Below are 15240 nucleotides of genomic sequence, written 5' to 3'. Positions count from 1 at the left end.
AATCAGCCACGTGGGACTGCGTTGCTCCAACGCATGCAAGAGCCCTACCCTACCCGCAGCAGCCCCCGGCGTCTGTCTGTGAATGAGCAGGAAAACTTCAAAAATATTATTCAAGGGATCTAATATGGCAAGCAATATCACGTTCACGTCGAGTTTAAAGTCAAGATTAATGCTGATGGCGGCCATCCCGGCTCTTGCCCTGCTTTATTTTTCCGGGTCGGGAGTTGTTGAGCGGCTGGCGGTATCGAAAGAAATGGTCCAACTCGAATCGCTGGTCGATGTCTCGGTCAAAATTGGCGCACTGGTACATGAAATGCAGAAAGAGCGCGGCATGAGCGCCTCGTTCATCAGCAGCAACGGGGCTAAGTTTTCCGCCGAATTGCCTGCGCAACGCACAAGAACCGATAAAGCTATTGAGACACTTCAGACAAGACTTAACCGTTTTGATGCCGGCATTTACAGTGACGGACTGAAAACGCTGCTAGACTCCGCTACCGCCAATTTGGCGGAGCTGGCCGCCAAACGCGGCGGCATCAGCGCCCTGGGCCTGGAAGTGGCGCAATCGAGCGCTTATTACACCAAGACCATTGCTTCCCTGCTCGATATTTCCGCGCAGGTCTCCACGCTCAGCAGTCATAGCGAAATTTCCCGTTTGGCTTCCTCGTATTCAAGTTTACTCAAAGCCAAGGAGCGCACCGGCATGGAGCGCGCGCTACTGGTTGCTACGTTTGGTTCGGACCAGTTTACGCCCGACGCCCATAGCCGATTTTTGAAAAACTTTTCCGCCCAGGATGTTTACACCGATCTGTTTTTCGCCTACGCGCTGGACAGTCAAAAAGCATTTTATAAGGCCAAAGTTTCCGGGCCTGCGGTTGACGAAGTCGCGAGAATGGAGAAAATCGCGATGGACAAAAGCAATGGCTTCGGTATCGATCCGCTGTACTGGTTTAAAACGGTGACCGAAAAGATTGACCTGATCAAGGAAGTCGAAGACAGGCTTTCCGGCGATTTGCTCGATGCGGCAAGCAAATTCAAGAGCGAGGCTGAACGGACGGCGGTATTCTTCATCGCGCTAACCGTGCTGTCTGTCTTGGCGACTGTCGCATTGACATTTTTTATCAGCCGAGAGATTTTGCGCTCGATTAATGCGCTTCGGCAGGTGGCCGGCGCTATTGCAAGCGGCGATTTGAGTTCCAGTATCGACCTTTCGCAAAAGGATGAGCTGGGCGAGTTATTCCGTTCCATGGATAGCATGCAGCAACAATTGCTGTCCCGTATAACGAAAGAGCACCGTGAGCATAACGAAGCCTTGCGCCTTAAAATCGCCTTGGATGGAATGACCTCTAATGTGATGGTGGCTGACAACGAAGGCAATATTATCTATTTGAATCCGGCCGTGCTTACTATGATGCAACACGCCGAGTCCGATATTCGTATGGTCCTGCCTAAGTTTGATTCCGGTAAGTTATTGGGGGCGAACATGGATTCTTTTCATAAGAATCCGGCACACCAGAAAAAGTTGCTTGGCGCGTTAACCTCGACTTTTAACAGCGAGATTATCATTGGGAGACGTACTTTTAATTTGATAACCAATCCCATCAGTAACGAACAAGGACGGCGAATCGGTACGGTCGTGGAATGGCAAGACCGTACCGCGGAAGTGGCTATCGAACAGGAAATCGCCAAAGTGGTCAGTGGGGCGGTGTTAGGCGATTTCAACCAGCGCATTGACGAAGGGGATAAAGAAGGTTTCTTCCTGGAATTAGCCGAGGGCGTTAATGAACTGATGGAAGTCAGCTCTACCGGCCTGAATGAAGTCGTGCGCGTACTGGGCGCATTGTCCCGAGGCGACCTGACACAAACCATCACCAATAATTATTCGGGAACTTTCGGTCAACTTAAAGACGACTCCAACTCCACGGTTGAAAAACTGAAAGAGATTGTCGGGCAAATCAAGGAAGCATCCGAAACGATCAATACCGCGGCAAAAGAAATCGCCGCAGGCAACAATGACCTGTCGCACCGTACCGAAGAGCAGGCCGCCAGCCTGGAACAAACCGCCGCCAGCATGGAAGAGCTGACCTCCACCGTGCAGGCCAACAGCCAGAATGCGAAGCATGCCAACCGGCTTGCCGTCGGCGCAACAGATATTGCCGGGCAGGGCGTCAAGGTGGTTGGCCAGGTTGTATCGACGATGGAAGATATTAACGAGTCTTCGCGCAGGGTAGTGGACATCATTTCGGTGATAGACAGCATTGCATTCCAGACCAATATACTCGCACTGAACGCCGCGGTGGAAGCGGCCCGCGCCGGCGAACAAGGCCGGGGCTTTGCGGTTGTGGCCGTCGAGGTGCGCAATCTTGCGCAACGCGCCGCGGCAGCCGCGGCGGAAATCAAAGGCCTGATCGGCGATTCGGTGGAAAAGGTTGAAGACGGCACCAAGCTGGTCGCCCAGGCCGGTTTAACCATGGAAGAAATCGTCAGTGCGATTCGCGGCGTGACGGTCATTATGTCCGAGATCAGCGCCGCCTCGATGGAACAGACTTCCGGTATCGAGCAGGTCAATCAGGCCATCGGCCAAATGGACGACGTGACTCAGCAAAACGCCGCATTGGTAGAGCAGGCGGCCGCCGCAGCGGAATCGCTGGAGGAACAAACGCAACAACTTGCGGTTACCGTGTCGCACTTTAAATTGGACGGTAATTCGCGTGGTTTCATTGGATTTGCCAATACCGAGCCGGCACGTACAGTCAATCAGACCGGCATAAAAAGCGCTCCTGTCGAGAAAGAGTCTTATCAAAATACGCCCGCATCAGATAATATCGGCATAGACCTGGACAAGGCGCTTGAGAAACATTCTGAGTGGAAGGTAAAGCTTCGCGCCGCCATATCAAAACGCGAAGAAATGGATGCGACAATCATTTCAAGAGATGATTGTTGTGATTTCGGTAAATGGTTGCATCACGACGTCAAGCATCACCTCGCCCATAAGCCGAGTTATGCCGATTGTGTGTCCAAGCATGCCGCCTTTCATATCGAGGCGGGAAGAATAGCGAATATGATCAATGCAAAAAAATTCAGAGAGGCGGAAACAATGCTGGGTAATGGATCCGCTTTCGTTTCCGCGTCAACGGCTGTCGGGGTTGCAATTATGCGCTTGAAAAAAGATTTCAACTCTCCGGTAAGTGCTGTCGCCAAGCCAAAATCTCAAGCAACGATAGCAAGTGCCGATGAGTGGGAAGAATTTTAATGCGGTAGCGCCGACAAAGGGCGATTGTTTAGCCGCCCTTTTTATTTAAAGCCTGTTTTGCCTGATTCCACAAAACATCCAATTCGGCCAGTTCGCAGTCTTTCAGGTTCAGGCCGGACGTTTCAAGCTGTTGCTCTATGTGTTGGAAGCGTCTGGAGAATTTTTGGGTGCTTTCCTTCAGCGCGACTTCGGCATTGACGTTTAAATGCCGGGCCAGATTAACCGCAACCAGCAGCAAATCGCCGATTTCCTCCTGAATATGCGCCTGATTCCCGGATTGCCAGGCTTCTTTAACCTCATCCAGCTCTTCCAGCACTTTATCGAAAACCGGCAACACGTCCGGCCAGTCAAAGCCGTGATTTGCGGCGCGATCCTGTATTTTCTCGCACTCGATCAATGCCGGAAGATTGCGGGCCACGCCCGACAACACGCTTTCCCGTTCCTCGTTTTTGCTTTTTTCCCGGCGTTCGTCGGCTTTTGCCTGTTCCCAGGCTTGGTGCCGCTCTTCATCCGTGGTGAAAACGGCGTCGGAAAAAACATGCGGATGGCGGCGGATCAGCTTGTCGCAAATGCCGGCCGAGACCTGTTCAAAATTGAACAACCCTTGTTCCTCGGCGATCTGGGAATGGAACACCACTTGCAGCAGCAGGTCGCCCAATTCCGAGCGCAAATCGTCCAGGTCGTTGCGTTCAATCGCATCGGCGACTTCGTAGGCTTCTTCAATCAGGTAAGGAATCAGGCTGGTGAAATCCTGTTTGACATCCCACGCACAGCCTTGTTCCGGGTGGCGTAGCCGCGACATGATGTCTAAGAGATTTTGGGTGTGTTTTAGCATGAATAGCTCGGTATAACTGTTTTAGATTCACCACGAAGGCACGAAGAACACGAAGAAATAAACTTCGTGTTCTTCGTGCCTCGGCAACTGCTCCTGCGTTGCTCTACCTCCTGCATGACCCACAGGGATGTGGGAAATGCAGATATTGCAGGAGCAAATATCTGTCCGTGCAGTCGTTCGTGGTGATTAATGCTTTTTGCAGATAAGTAATTAACGATTAAAACGAAGACCCGAAATTCTCGCGGTAGCGTTGCTTGAAGCCGTCCATGTCGAATGAATGATTCTGGGTGCCGTTATTTTCGATTTTAATCGCGCCCAGCAATGAGGCGACCCTGCCGGTGGTTTCCCAACCCAAGTCATTCATCAGGCCGTATAAAATGCCGGCACGATAGGAATCGCCGCAACCCGTCGGGTCAAGTATCGCTTTGGGCTTTGCAGGGGGAATGTTGATGCACTCGCCGTGAGTGTAAATCTGGGAGCCTTTACCGCCCAACGTAATAATCAGCGCCTCAACCCGTTCGGCCAGTTGTTCGAACGACAAGCCGGTGCGCTCCAGCATCAGTTCGGATTCATAATCGTTCAATGTCACCCAGGTCGCCTGATCGATAAGCTTGAGCAGCTCTTCCTTGTTAAACATCGGCATGCCCTGGCCCGGATCGAAAATAAACGGGATATCCAGTTCTGCGAACTGCTCGGCATGCAGTTGCATGCCTTCCTTGCCGTCGGGCGATACGATGCCTATGCTGATCTTTCCGTCGGTCGGCACTGAATTCAGGTGCGAAGAATTCATTGCGCCGGGATGGAATGCGGTAATCTGGTTGGCTTCTTCATCGGTGGTGATATAGGCTTGGCCGGTATAGCTGTCATCCAGGATCTTGATAAATTCGCTCGACAACTGGTTTTGCGCCATCCATTGGGCATACGGTTCAAAATCATGGCCGACTGTGGCCATGATTAACGGCTCTTCGCCCAACAGTTTCATATTGTAGGCAATATTGCCCGCGCAACCGCCGTATTCGCGGCGCATAACCGGCACCAGGAATGATACGTTCAGGATATGGATTTTTTCCGGCAGAATATGGTTTTTAAATTTATCATGAAAAACCATGATGGTGTCGTAAGCCATAGACCCACATATTAATGCGCTCATTGCGTTCCTCTTTATCTTCAGGGATGGTGTGTATGCCGTAAGGCTGCCGGAGCAGTCGCGGCTAAAGTAAAATTAATGCCCAGGTTACCGCGGCCCAGGCCAGCGACATCATGACAGCGGCGGAGCCAATATCCTTGGCGCGGCCCGATAATTCGTGATGCTCGAAACCCACTCTATCGACTACGGCCTCTACGGCTGTATTTAACAACTCGACCAGCATGACTAAAACGATGCTGCCGATCAGCAGCAGTTTTTCAATCGGAGTTTCTCCGAGCCATATCGCCAGGGGGGTCGTTAGCACAAACAGGATGACTTCCTGTCTGAATGCCTCTTCATGCGTCCAGGTTGCCTTAAAGCCGGCAACAGAGAAGAAACACGCGTTAATCAGGCGTTTAAAGCCTTTTGCATTTTGATTTGCCATTATTTGTTGATTATCTGTAATTGAAAAAAACAAATATTACACAGCTGTGTGTCAGTTTCGTTACAAACCAGGTAAAACAAAATTATTGCTCAATCATTTGCTGGTAGGCATCCGCATCCATTAACGCGTCCAGTTCGCTCAGGTCGTCCGCCTTGATACAAAACAGCCAGGTTCCGTAAGCGTCATCGTTGACCTGCTCGGGGGCGTCCACCAAGGCGTCGTTGACCGCGACCACTTCGCCGGCAACCGGGCTGAACAAATCGGATGCGGTTTTAACCGATTCGACCACGGCGCACTGTTCTTGCGCTGCAACCTTGCGGCCCAGTTCCGGCAGCTCAATAAAAACCAAATCGCCTAATTCTTCCTGCGCAAAATCGGTAATGCCGACACGAACGATGTTATCGCCTTCCACCTGCGCCCATTCGTGGGTTTTTGCGTACTTTAAGTTATCCGGTAGGTCGCTCATGATAATCTCTCGATAGTGATAGTTACTTTATTTTTTAAGGATAACGTGCAATTTTTTAAAAACAACAAAAAAATGCATTTAAGAATGGAAATCTTATAACATGAACGCATCTGTCTATCCCTTTACTGTCCACATGAATGCTCTTTTTATAGCCTGTATTTTTATACTCAGCATTGCCCCGGTTGCCGCCGATGATGACGATAAGCCGGTTGCCAAATTGTCGCAATCCGCAGGGCCGGGAACCGTTTTTCTGGCCGCCAAAGCCCAGGCGTTATCCGGCTTGCAGACGATAACGCTGACGGCCGCCAGCTATCGGCCTGAATTCCCGGCTTACGGCAAAGCGGTCAACATACAAGCGTTGGTCGATTTACGGCACCGCTATCTGGTCGCATTAACCGAGCGCGGCAGCGCTGCGGCGAAGTTTAAACAGGCCGAGCAGAACATCAAGCGTCAGCAAGATTTGTATGATGACGGCGCGACATCAAAACGGAACCTGCAAGTCCAGCAGGCGCAGTGGCAAATCGACAAAGCCCTGGTTGATGCAAGCGGCGTCCAAGGCAAGGCTATTCTCGATCAGGCCCGGCTCAGCTGGGGCGAAAAACTGACTGAATGGGCTTTGGCGACCGATTCCGACAAGCTGGGCGCTTTTTTGTCCGGGCGGAAAACCTTGCTGCAAATCACCTTGCCCGCTACTAAGCAGCTGTCCGGCGACATTCAGGACATTTATGTCGATGCGTCGGGCAACCGCAGTACGGCCGGTAAAGCCGAACTGATTTCAGCGGCCCCGCAAACAGACACGACCGTGCAAGGCGAAAGCTACTTTTTTCAGACCGACGGCCGCCGCGACTGCTCCGGGCAGTCTTGCGGCATACACGCCATCCCTGGCGATAACCATATCAGGACCGGCATGCGCGTTACGGCCTGGATACCGGAACAAGGCGAAAGCCATTCGGGTGTAGTGATCCCGAAATCCGCTTTAATCTGGTATCTGGATCAGGCTTTCGTTTACATCAAAACCGCCGAAGAACAATTCAGCCGCCGCACGATAGACCGGTATTCGGCAACGACCGGCGGGTATTTTGTCGGCAGCGGCATTAATCCAGGCGAGCAGCTGGTTGTCACCGGTGGGCAAATGCTGTTGTCGGAGGAATTCAGGGGGCAAATCCCGAATGAGGATAATTAGCCGGGCGGCGGGACGGGATAGCAGCGACACGGCTCTATTAGGGGGCGTAGGAGCGGGCCGCGCCCGCGATATTTCGGAATTGCGGCAGCTTCATCGCGGGCATGGCCCGCTCCTACAACACCTAAGGAACGTGCATGAAATAACTTGAGCAAGTTTTATTTTTCATTTTTTAACCATGAAGGACATGAAGCGGCATGAAAGGTTTAAGTCTTCATGTCCTTCATGCTCTTCATGGTAATTGCCTAAATTAATTTAGGCACGATCCTAACTTACTTAAGGCGGGGCGGAGAAATGGAGTGCAAGCTTTGCTTGCGGACAGGCAAAGCCCGTATTCCCATCTTAAGAATGGCGGCTGTTGCAGAGGCAAACATTAATCCCAAGGCGGCGCATCGCCGTCATAGGCGACAAAATCTTTAACCGTCGCATGGGTTTTGACGCCGGAGGCGGACTTCTTGGATGAAGAACTGATATGGGACGATGAAGTCTTCGCTCTCGGCGATTCGACAGCGCCGGATTCAGCTTGCCATCTGGCAAACAGCGCAACGTCCTTATCCGCCGGGACAAACCATTTCTTCTGGACTGCGTCCCACCTTGCGCCGAGCGCTTTAGCCTCATCCTTTTGGGCGAAAGGTACATTCAGATAAGTTTTCGATTCTGCCATTTTGCAATAGAGGGGGCGGGCTAGACGGGGTGAATTGCGGTATTATAAATCATTGCCGACGCGGCAGGACTGGATAATTAAATCGGATAACCCTAAAACCGGAGTTGGACCGTGTGAAAGCCGTTCGTGCCGAGCCCTTCGACTGCGCTCAGGAGAGCCTTGTCGAAGCACGAACGGATTTCACGCATTCCAACTGATTTTTTAGGATGAACAGATATTTGCTCCTGCAATATATCCCTGGATCGTGCATGAAATAACTTGAGCAAATTTTATTTTTAAACCATGAAGTACATGAAGGATTTAAGTCTTCATGTCCTTCATGCGCTTCATGGTGATTACTTAAATTAATTTATGCATGTTCCCCGGTGGATTATGCAGGAGCAGCGTAGCGGTGCGCCGTGGCCAAGCCTTACCCACAAAAACAAACTTAAGCTAAAAAACATGGAAAAACTCAAGCTGCACAGCCCCGATTTTACCCAGCAGAACATCGCCAAACTGGCCGAGCTGTTCCCCAATTGCGTGACCGAGACCCGCGAGGCCGACGGAACGCTGAAGCAAGCTATCGACTTCGACCAACTGCGGCAAGAGCTTTCCACATCGGTGGTTGAAGGGCCGCAAGAGCGTTACCAGCTCAACTGGCCGGGCAAGCGCGAGGCCTTATTGACCGCCAACGCGCCGATCGCCAAGACCTTGCGCCCTTACCGCGAAGAAAGCGTCGATTTCGACAGCACGCAAAACCTGTTTATCGAAGGCGACAACCTCGATGCGCTGAAACTGTTGCAGGAAACCTATCTGGGCAAGGTCAAGATGATTTACATCGACCCGCCGTACAACACCGGCAAGGAATTCATCTACGACGACGATTTTAGCGAGGACACCGCCAGTTATTTCCAGCGCTCCAACCAGAAAGACGAAGCCGGGCAGCGCATGGTCGCCAACACCGAGACCAATGGCCGCTTCCATTCCGACTGGCTGAGCATGATGTACCCGCGTTTGAAGCTGGCGCGGAACCTGTTGCGGGACAACGGGGTTATTTTTATTTCAATTGATGACAATGAGCAGGCGAATCTCAAGCGGCTGTGTGATGAGGTTTTTGGAGAAGCTAATTTTATTGCCTCAATGATTTGGGAAAAAGGCAGAAAGAATGATGCGAAACTGGTTTCTGTTGGGCATGAGTACATTTTGATTTTTGCAAAGTCGCTTGATGAGTTGCGTAACAGAAATGTCATCTGGCGAGAGGAAAAACCGGGAGCCAAGGAAATCTGGGCTGAATATCTTTCTTTGCGTAATCTTCATGGCTCAAACGATTCGCTTATCGAAGCCGATCTTCAAGCATGGTTTTCCGCGCTTTCTAAAAATCATCCCTCAAAAAAATGGAGTCGTTATAAGCGCATAGACGAAAACGGTCCTTGGCGTGACCGGGATATTTCCTGGCCCGGTGGTGGCGGCCCTAGATACGATGTGCTACATCCGAGGACAGGTTTGCCTTGCAAGGTTCCCGAAAGCGGTTGGCGTTTTGAAGAGTCAACAATGAAGCAGCAAATTAAGCTGGGCTTAGTGGAATTCAGAGATGACCACTCACAACCACCGTTTCGCAAGGCCCATATCCGCCCGATTCCTGCTGAGATAGCTGCCGAAGTCGATATGAACGAAACGGAGGAGTCCGAAGATGAACAGTTGGCAACACAGGTTAGAGGGACTTATTTTTATAAGCAGTCTCAAGTTGCGGTAAAGTTTCTTCGCGGGCTTCTGGGTGCAAAAGCATTTAACAACCCCAAAGATCATTTTGAACTGGCAAAGCTGATTAGCTATGTAACCGCAGACGATTCTAACGCAGTTGTCATGGATTTTTTTGCTGGCAGTGCCAGCACTGCACACGCTGTTTTCGAAGCAAATCTGTCCGACGGCGGAAGGCGGCATTATGTTTTGGTTCAAATTCCCGAGGCAGTTGATGTTGATAAAAAGGATCAAAAGATAGCTGCGAAATTTTGTGATGACATCGATAAACCGAGAAATATTGCCGAGATAAGCAAAGAACGCATCCGCCGCGCCGGGCAAAAAATCAGGCAGGACAACGTAGGCAAGGAAGGCATAGACAACCTCGACATCGGCTTCCGCGTGCTGAAAATCGACAGTTCCAACATGAAGGACGTTTACTACACGCCCGACGCGGTGCAGCAAAGCGACCTGATCGACCATGTCGACAATATCCGAGAAGACCGTAGCGCCGAAGATTTATTGTTCCAGGTGCTGCTGGACTGGGGCGTGGATTTGACGCGGCCTATCGCTCAGGAAACTATCGCCGGTAAGACCGTGTGGTTTGTCGACGGCAACGCGCTGGCCGCCTGTTTCGATGCCGACATTAACGAGGCCTTCGTCAAGGAACTCGCCGCCCGTCATCCGTTGCGTGTGGTATTTCAAGACTCAGGTTTTGCCGGCGACAGCGTGAAGATCAACATCGAACAAATCTTCAAGCTCATTTCGCCGACTACTGAAATGAAAGTTCTTTAGGGAAGCGCTGATTAAATCCTTCGACAGGCTCAGGATGAACGGTAACATATTGATTCCGTTCGTGGTGAGCTTGTCGAACCATGAATGGAATCAATATGTTCAGCGCTTCCTTAGAACAATGATAGAAAAACAAGCTGTGGACTGCGCCGCGTACTTTAAACCTTTTGAGTGGGCACTATGAACAAAGACCTGACCAATTCCTCGATTGATCGGCAAAATATTCTTAATAATCCTTATGCCCTTGCTGAAATTGAAAAGGCGGCGGGAATTAGAGGCATTCCGTTTGAGGGGAAAACTGTTCTGCTTAAAGAGCAGGTAGCCGCTTTTTTTGAGGTAACGCTTAGAACTATTGAAAATTATCTGGAGCAAAATGCCTCTGAATTGGCAAAAAACGGTTATGTAGTATTGAAGGGTAAGCGACTGAAATCATTAAAAGAAGCAATTCATCTTATGGATGTTCCCGAAACTGATTTCGGGAACATCACGAAGACCCCGCAATTGGGTATTTTTGATTTCCGCGCTTTTCTGAACTTGGCTATGCTGGTTTCGGAAAGTGACCGGGCAAAATTATTGCGTCAGGCGATTCTGGATATTGTCATCGACATTATTAACCAGCGTACCGGCGGCGGCACTAAGTATATTAACCAGCGTGACGAAGATTTTCTGCACTCTGCCTTCATTGAGGAAAACTATCGCAAAGAGTTTACCGATGCCCTGGACGATTGTGTTGATATGGGTAATTTTAAATATCCTGTGTACACCAACAAAATTTATGTCAGTATTTTTCGTGAGAACGCGAAGGAGTACCGAAAAATACTAAAACTTGAAGACAAAGATAGTGTCCGGCCCACTCTTTATTCGGAAGTGTTGGATCTGATTGCCGCTTACGAGTGCGGGTTCGGTGATCTTCTCCGGCAGGAAGCTAAGGCAAAAGGCCGCAAACTCAAACCTTCGGAAGTCGATGTTCTGTTTAAAATATTTGAGACTCAGAGTCACTGGAAACCGCTCATTGAAAAAGCGCGAATGAAAATGGCAAGTCGCGATCTAGCATTTCGAGATGCGTTGCATCATCAATTACAAGAATATGTTACCCCGCTACAACGGGATGAGTTTGAACGGTTTATTGGCGAAAGAAGCCAAGAATTGGCTGACCGTTTGGCAGATGCCAAAGATGTCATGAAACGCCTTAAGGATCGGGATTAATGACGGTCATTTATCTGACTATTGAGCAGGCAATTGATACTCACCGGAAAACGGTGGAAGTGAGCGGTGGCGGTACGCTTGAGCATCTTGATTTAGGTAAGCTGGCAAGCGTGTTGGACCATATCCAGAACGATGATTACTACCCGACTTTTGAAGACAAATTAACCCATCTGTTCTTTAGCGCCAATAAATTCCATTGTTTTGCCGACGGCAATAAACGAATAGCCATTACCTTATGCACACAAATGCTGCTTTTTAATGGTTATCTATATTGCGCGACCCGATTTTTACGCGAGATGGAAAATATCAGTTATCACGTCGCCGCCGGAAATATTGATAGGGATTTATTACATGAGATCATAACTGCCTTCCTCGCCGAAGAAATGGATGATGAAGGATTAAAGTTGAAGATTTTTAACGCGATTGCCGGAAACGATGATGAAACTGAAGTTTAAGAAGCAAGCGTATCAAACCAGCGCCGTCGAAGCCGTGGCTGATTGCTTTGCCGGGCAGTCGCTAACCGCCGGGATTCAATACCGCGTCGATCCGGGCCGCGTTAAACCGGGGGCGCAGCAAAGCCTGCTGGATGGCAACGGTTTTTGCAATAACAAGCTTGCGCTGACGCCGCCGTGTATTCTGGACAACATCCACAACGTGCAACGCCGTCAAAACCTGCCGCTGTCCACGGCGCTGGCTGGCGGCAAAATTTGCCCGGTAAACCTGGATATTGAGATGGAAACCGGCACCGGCAAGACTTATTGCTATATCAAGACGGTGTTCGAGTTGAACAAGCGCTACGGCTGGAGCAAGTTTATCGTGGTGGTGCCGAGTATCGCGATCCGCGAAGGCGTGTATAAATCGCTGGAGATCACCGCCGAGCATTTTTTGGAAGACTACGGCAAGCGCGCCCGGTTTTTTATCTATAACTCCAAGCAGTTGCATAACCTGGAAAGCTTTTCGTCCGACGCCGGTATCAATGTGATGGTCATCAACGTGCAGGCGTTTAATGCGACCGGCAAGGATAATCGCCGTATTTATGAGGAGTTGGACGATTTCCAGTCGCGCAAGCCGATTGATGTGATAGCGGCGAATAACCCGATTTTGATTCTGGACGAGCCGCAAAAGATGGAAGGGGCGAAAACGCTGGAATCGCTGAAGGGCTTTAACCCGCTGATGATTTTGCGCTATTCCGCCACGCATAAAACCGAGCACAATAAAATCCATCGTCTCGATGCGCTGGACGCTTATAACCAGAAGCTGGTGAAAAAAATATCGGTGCGCGGGATTTCGGTCAAAAATCTGAGCGGCGCCAACGCTTATTTATATCTGGATAGTATTGAAGTTTCGACGGCCAAAGCGCCGGTCGGTCGCGTCGAGCTGGAAATCAAGCAAAACACCGGCATTAAACGGGTGCTGCGCAAGCTCGGCAAAGGCGATAATCTGTTCGAGCTGTCCAAGCTGGATCAATATAAAGGCTTCGTGGTTGCGGATATTAATGCATATACCGATACCCTTAGCTTTACCAATGGCGTGGAGTTGACGGCAGGCGAGGCTGTCGGGGATGTTAACGAATCTACGTTGCGGCGCATCCAAATCCGCGAAGCCGTTAAAGCCCATTTTGAAAAAGAGCAGGCGCTGTTTCATCAGGGCGTTAAGGTGTTGTCGCTGTTTTTTATCGATACGGTAGCCAAGTATCGGTGCTACGACGAAAGCGGGGAAAGCTCCGGCGAATACGCGCAAATGTTCGAGCAGGAATACAGCCGTTATTTGGATGAGGTACTGACGCCAGACGACAATCCCTACAATGATTACCTGCGGGGTATCGGGGCTGACCGAACCCATCAGGGCTATTTTTCCATCGATAAAAAGAGCAAGCGCTTGGTCGATCCGGCGACCGGGAAAAAGTCTACCGAAACCGATGATGTGGACGCTTACGATTTGATTTTGAAAGACAAGGAACGCTTGTTGTCGTTGAGCGAACCGGTGCGCTTTATTTTTTCCCATTCCGCGCTGCGCGAGGGTTGGGATAATCCGAATGTGTTCGTTATCTGCACGTTGAAGCATAGCGACAATACCATCTCGCGCCGCCAGGAAGTCGGGCGCGGCATGCGGCTTTCGGTCAACCAGTTCGGCGAGCGCATGGACAATCCGGCAACCGTGCATCAGGTGAATGTGCTGACCGTCGTGACCGGCGAGAGTTACACGGAATTCGTCACCGGCCTGCAGAGCGATATTAGCAAGTCGCTGTCAGCGCGTCCCCGCATCGCGGATGAAAAATATTTTACCGGCAAAGTGCTTAAAACGGCGGCTGGGGATGTGGAAGTTACGGCGCAACTTGCCAAGCAAATTTATAAATATTTACTGAAAAACGATTACACCGATGACGGCGATAAAATTACCTTAACTTATCACGACGCCAAGAAGGAAGGGCGGCTTGCTGCGTTGCCGCCGGAATTGGCGGTTTATGCCGAGCAAGTGTTCGAGCTGATTGACAGCGTGTTCAGCGATGCCCAATTGCCGCCCATTGGTAATGATCGCAACAGCAGAATCAACCCGCTCAACGCCAATTTCGACAAGAAAGAATTCAAGGAGCTTTGGCGGCGAATCAACCGTAAGGCTGTCTATACCGTCGATTTTGAAACGCCGGAACTGATTGATAAATGTGTGCTTGAGCTGGATAAGGAGTTGCATGTAAGCCCTTTGCAATACACCGTCCAACGCGGCGAACAAAAGAACGAAGCTGTTTATGATGAAGTCAAACAAGGAGAGTCGTTCAAGGTGATGGAGTCAATAACGGCGTCGGATAAGGACTCTATCCGTTCCACGGTTAAATACGATCTTATCGGCAAACTGGCGCAAGAGTCGAATCTTACCCGCCGAACCATTGCCGGTATTCTTCAGGGAATACAGCCGGATACGTTCAACCAATACCCAACCAACCCGGAAGATTTTATTGCCAAAGCTACGCGACTGATTAATGAGCAGAAAGCTACCGTCATCGTCGAGCATCTGGCGTATGACACGATTGCCGGAACCCATAGTCTTGATATTTTTACCCAGGAAAAACGGACGCTGGATTTAAGCAAGGCCGGGGATAAACTGAATCGCCATATTTACGATTATGTATTTACCGATTCCAAGATTGAGCGCGCGTTCGTCAACGAACTCGACATCAGCGAAGAAGTGGTTGTTTATGCCAAGTTGCCGAAGGGGTTTTTTATTCCTACCCCCGTAGGCGATTACAATCCCGACTGGGCTATTTCATTTAAAGAAGGTGCGGTCAAGCATGTCTATTTTATCGCCGAAACTAAAGGTTCGATGTCGTCGATGGAGTTGAGGAAACTCGAGCAATGCAGAATTGATTGTGCGGGGAAGTTTTTTGGCAAAATCACTTCCGGGCAAGTCAAGTATGGTGTGGTGGACAGTTACGGCAAGCTGATGGAGTTGGTGAAGTAATACCAATCCCAATAAGTTCGCATGTTATCCCTTCTCCAGCGAGAGAAGGTTAGGTTGAGGGGGTCAAATAAAAACTTATTGGATTGGTATAATTCATACCTCCC

Annotated in this window: 11 protein-coding genes; 6 read left to right on the top strand and 5 right to left on the bottom strand. The window is 50.1% G+C overall.

Annotated elements, in window-relative coordinates; translation table 11 throughout:
• The first annotated feature begins 124 nt into the window (after positions 1-124).
• A complete protein-coding gene (locus tag B0F88_RS00450) occupies positions 125-3250 on the top strand; it encodes a nitrate- and nitrite sensing domain-containing protein (RefSeq protein ID WP_258076512.1) in 3126 nt (1041 codons plus the stop codon).
• A 28-nt stretch (positions 3251-3278) separates the two neighbouring features.
• Here the strand turns inward: B0F88_RS00450 and mazG are convergent, their stop codons facing one another.
• From mazG to gcvH, 4 genes are all read right to left on the bottom strand, one after another.
• Positions 3279-4085 (bottom strand): nucleoside triphosphate pyrophosphohydrolase, encoded by an 807-nt coding sequence (gene mazG / locus B0F88_RS00445; protein WP_104421977.1) that lies wholly within the window; start codon positions 4083-4085, stop codon positions 3279-3281.
• 217 nt (positions 4086-4302) lie between these two features.
• Positions 4303-5235, bottom strand: a complete 933-nt coding sequence (locus B0F88_RS00440) for a carbohydrate kinase family protein (RefSeq protein ID WP_104421976.1) — start codon at positions 5233-5235, stop codon at positions 4303-4305.
• Between the two features lie 61 nt (positions 5236-5296).
• Entirely contained in the window at positions 5297-5656 is a 360-nt protein-coding gene (locus B0F88_RS00435; protein ID WP_104421975.1) for a diacylglycerol kinase, read from the bottom strand.
• Between the two features lie 82 nt (positions 5657-5738).
• On the bottom strand, positions 5739-6122 hold the full coding sequence (gene gcvH, locus B0F88_RS00430; RefSeq protein WP_104421974.1) for a glycine cleavage system protein GcvH: 384 nt from the start codon (positions 6120-6122) through the stop codon (positions 5739-5741).
• A gap of 100 nt (positions 6123-6222) precedes the next feature.
• Between gcvH and B0F88_RS00425 the strand changes: the two genes are divergently transcribed.
• Positions 6223-7305: an efflux RND transporter periplasmic adaptor subunit gene (locus B0F88_RS00425; protein ID WP_258076511.1), complete on the top strand. Its 1083-nt coding sequence runs from the start codon at positions 6223-6225 to the stop codon at positions 7303-7305.
• Positions 7306-7675: 370 nt separating this feature from the next.
• Here the strand turns inward: B0F88_RS00425 and B0F88_RS00420 are convergent, their stop codons facing one another.
• Complete coding sequence (locus B0F88_RS00420) at positions 7676-7966, bottom strand: DUF5710 domain-containing protein (protein WP_104421973.1); 291 nt, start codon at positions 7964-7966, stop codon at positions 7676-7678.
• Positions 7967-8407: 441 nt separating this feature from the next.
• Between B0F88_RS00420 and B0F88_RS00415 the strand changes: the two genes are divergently transcribed.
• From B0F88_RS00415 to B0F88_RS00400, 4 genes are all read left to right on the top strand, one after another.
• Positions 8408-10477, top strand: a complete 2070-nt coding sequence (locus tag B0F88_RS00415) for a site-specific DNA-methyltransferase (protein ID WP_104422270.1) — start codon at positions 8408-8410, stop codon at positions 10475-10477.
• A gap of 177 nt (positions 10478-10654) precedes the next feature.
• Positions 10655-11680, top strand: coding sequence for a DNA-binding protein (locus B0F88_RS00410; protein ID WP_104421972.1), 1026 nt, complete (start codon positions 10655-10657; stop codon positions 11678-11680).
• Entirely contained in the window at positions 11680-12135 is a 456-nt protein-coding gene (locus B0F88_RS00405; protein ID WP_104421971.1) for a Fic family protein, read from the top strand. The genes B0F88_RS00410 and B0F88_RS00405 overlap by 1 nt, the downstream gene beginning before the upstream one ends.
• Positions 12119-15136 carry a type III restriction-modification system endonuclease gene (locus B0F88_RS00400; RefSeq protein WP_104421970.1) on the top strand — a complete coding sequence of 1006 codons (3018 nt, stop codon included), beginning with the start codon at positions 12119-12121 and terminating at the stop codon, positions 15134-15136. The genes B0F88_RS00405 and B0F88_RS00400 overlap by 17 nt, the downstream gene beginning before the upstream one ends.
• The last annotated feature ends 104 nt before the right edge of the window (positions 15137-15240 follow it).

Source organism: Methylobacter tundripaludum, from assembly GCF_002934365.1.
Taxonomy (GTDB): domain Bacteria; phylum Pseudomonadota; class Gammaproteobacteria; order Methylococcales; family Methylomonadaceae; genus Methylobacter_A; species Methylobacter_A tundripaludum_A.
Note: the sequence above shows the minus strand (reverse complement) of the source record. Positions and strands in the feature narration are given on the sequence as shown.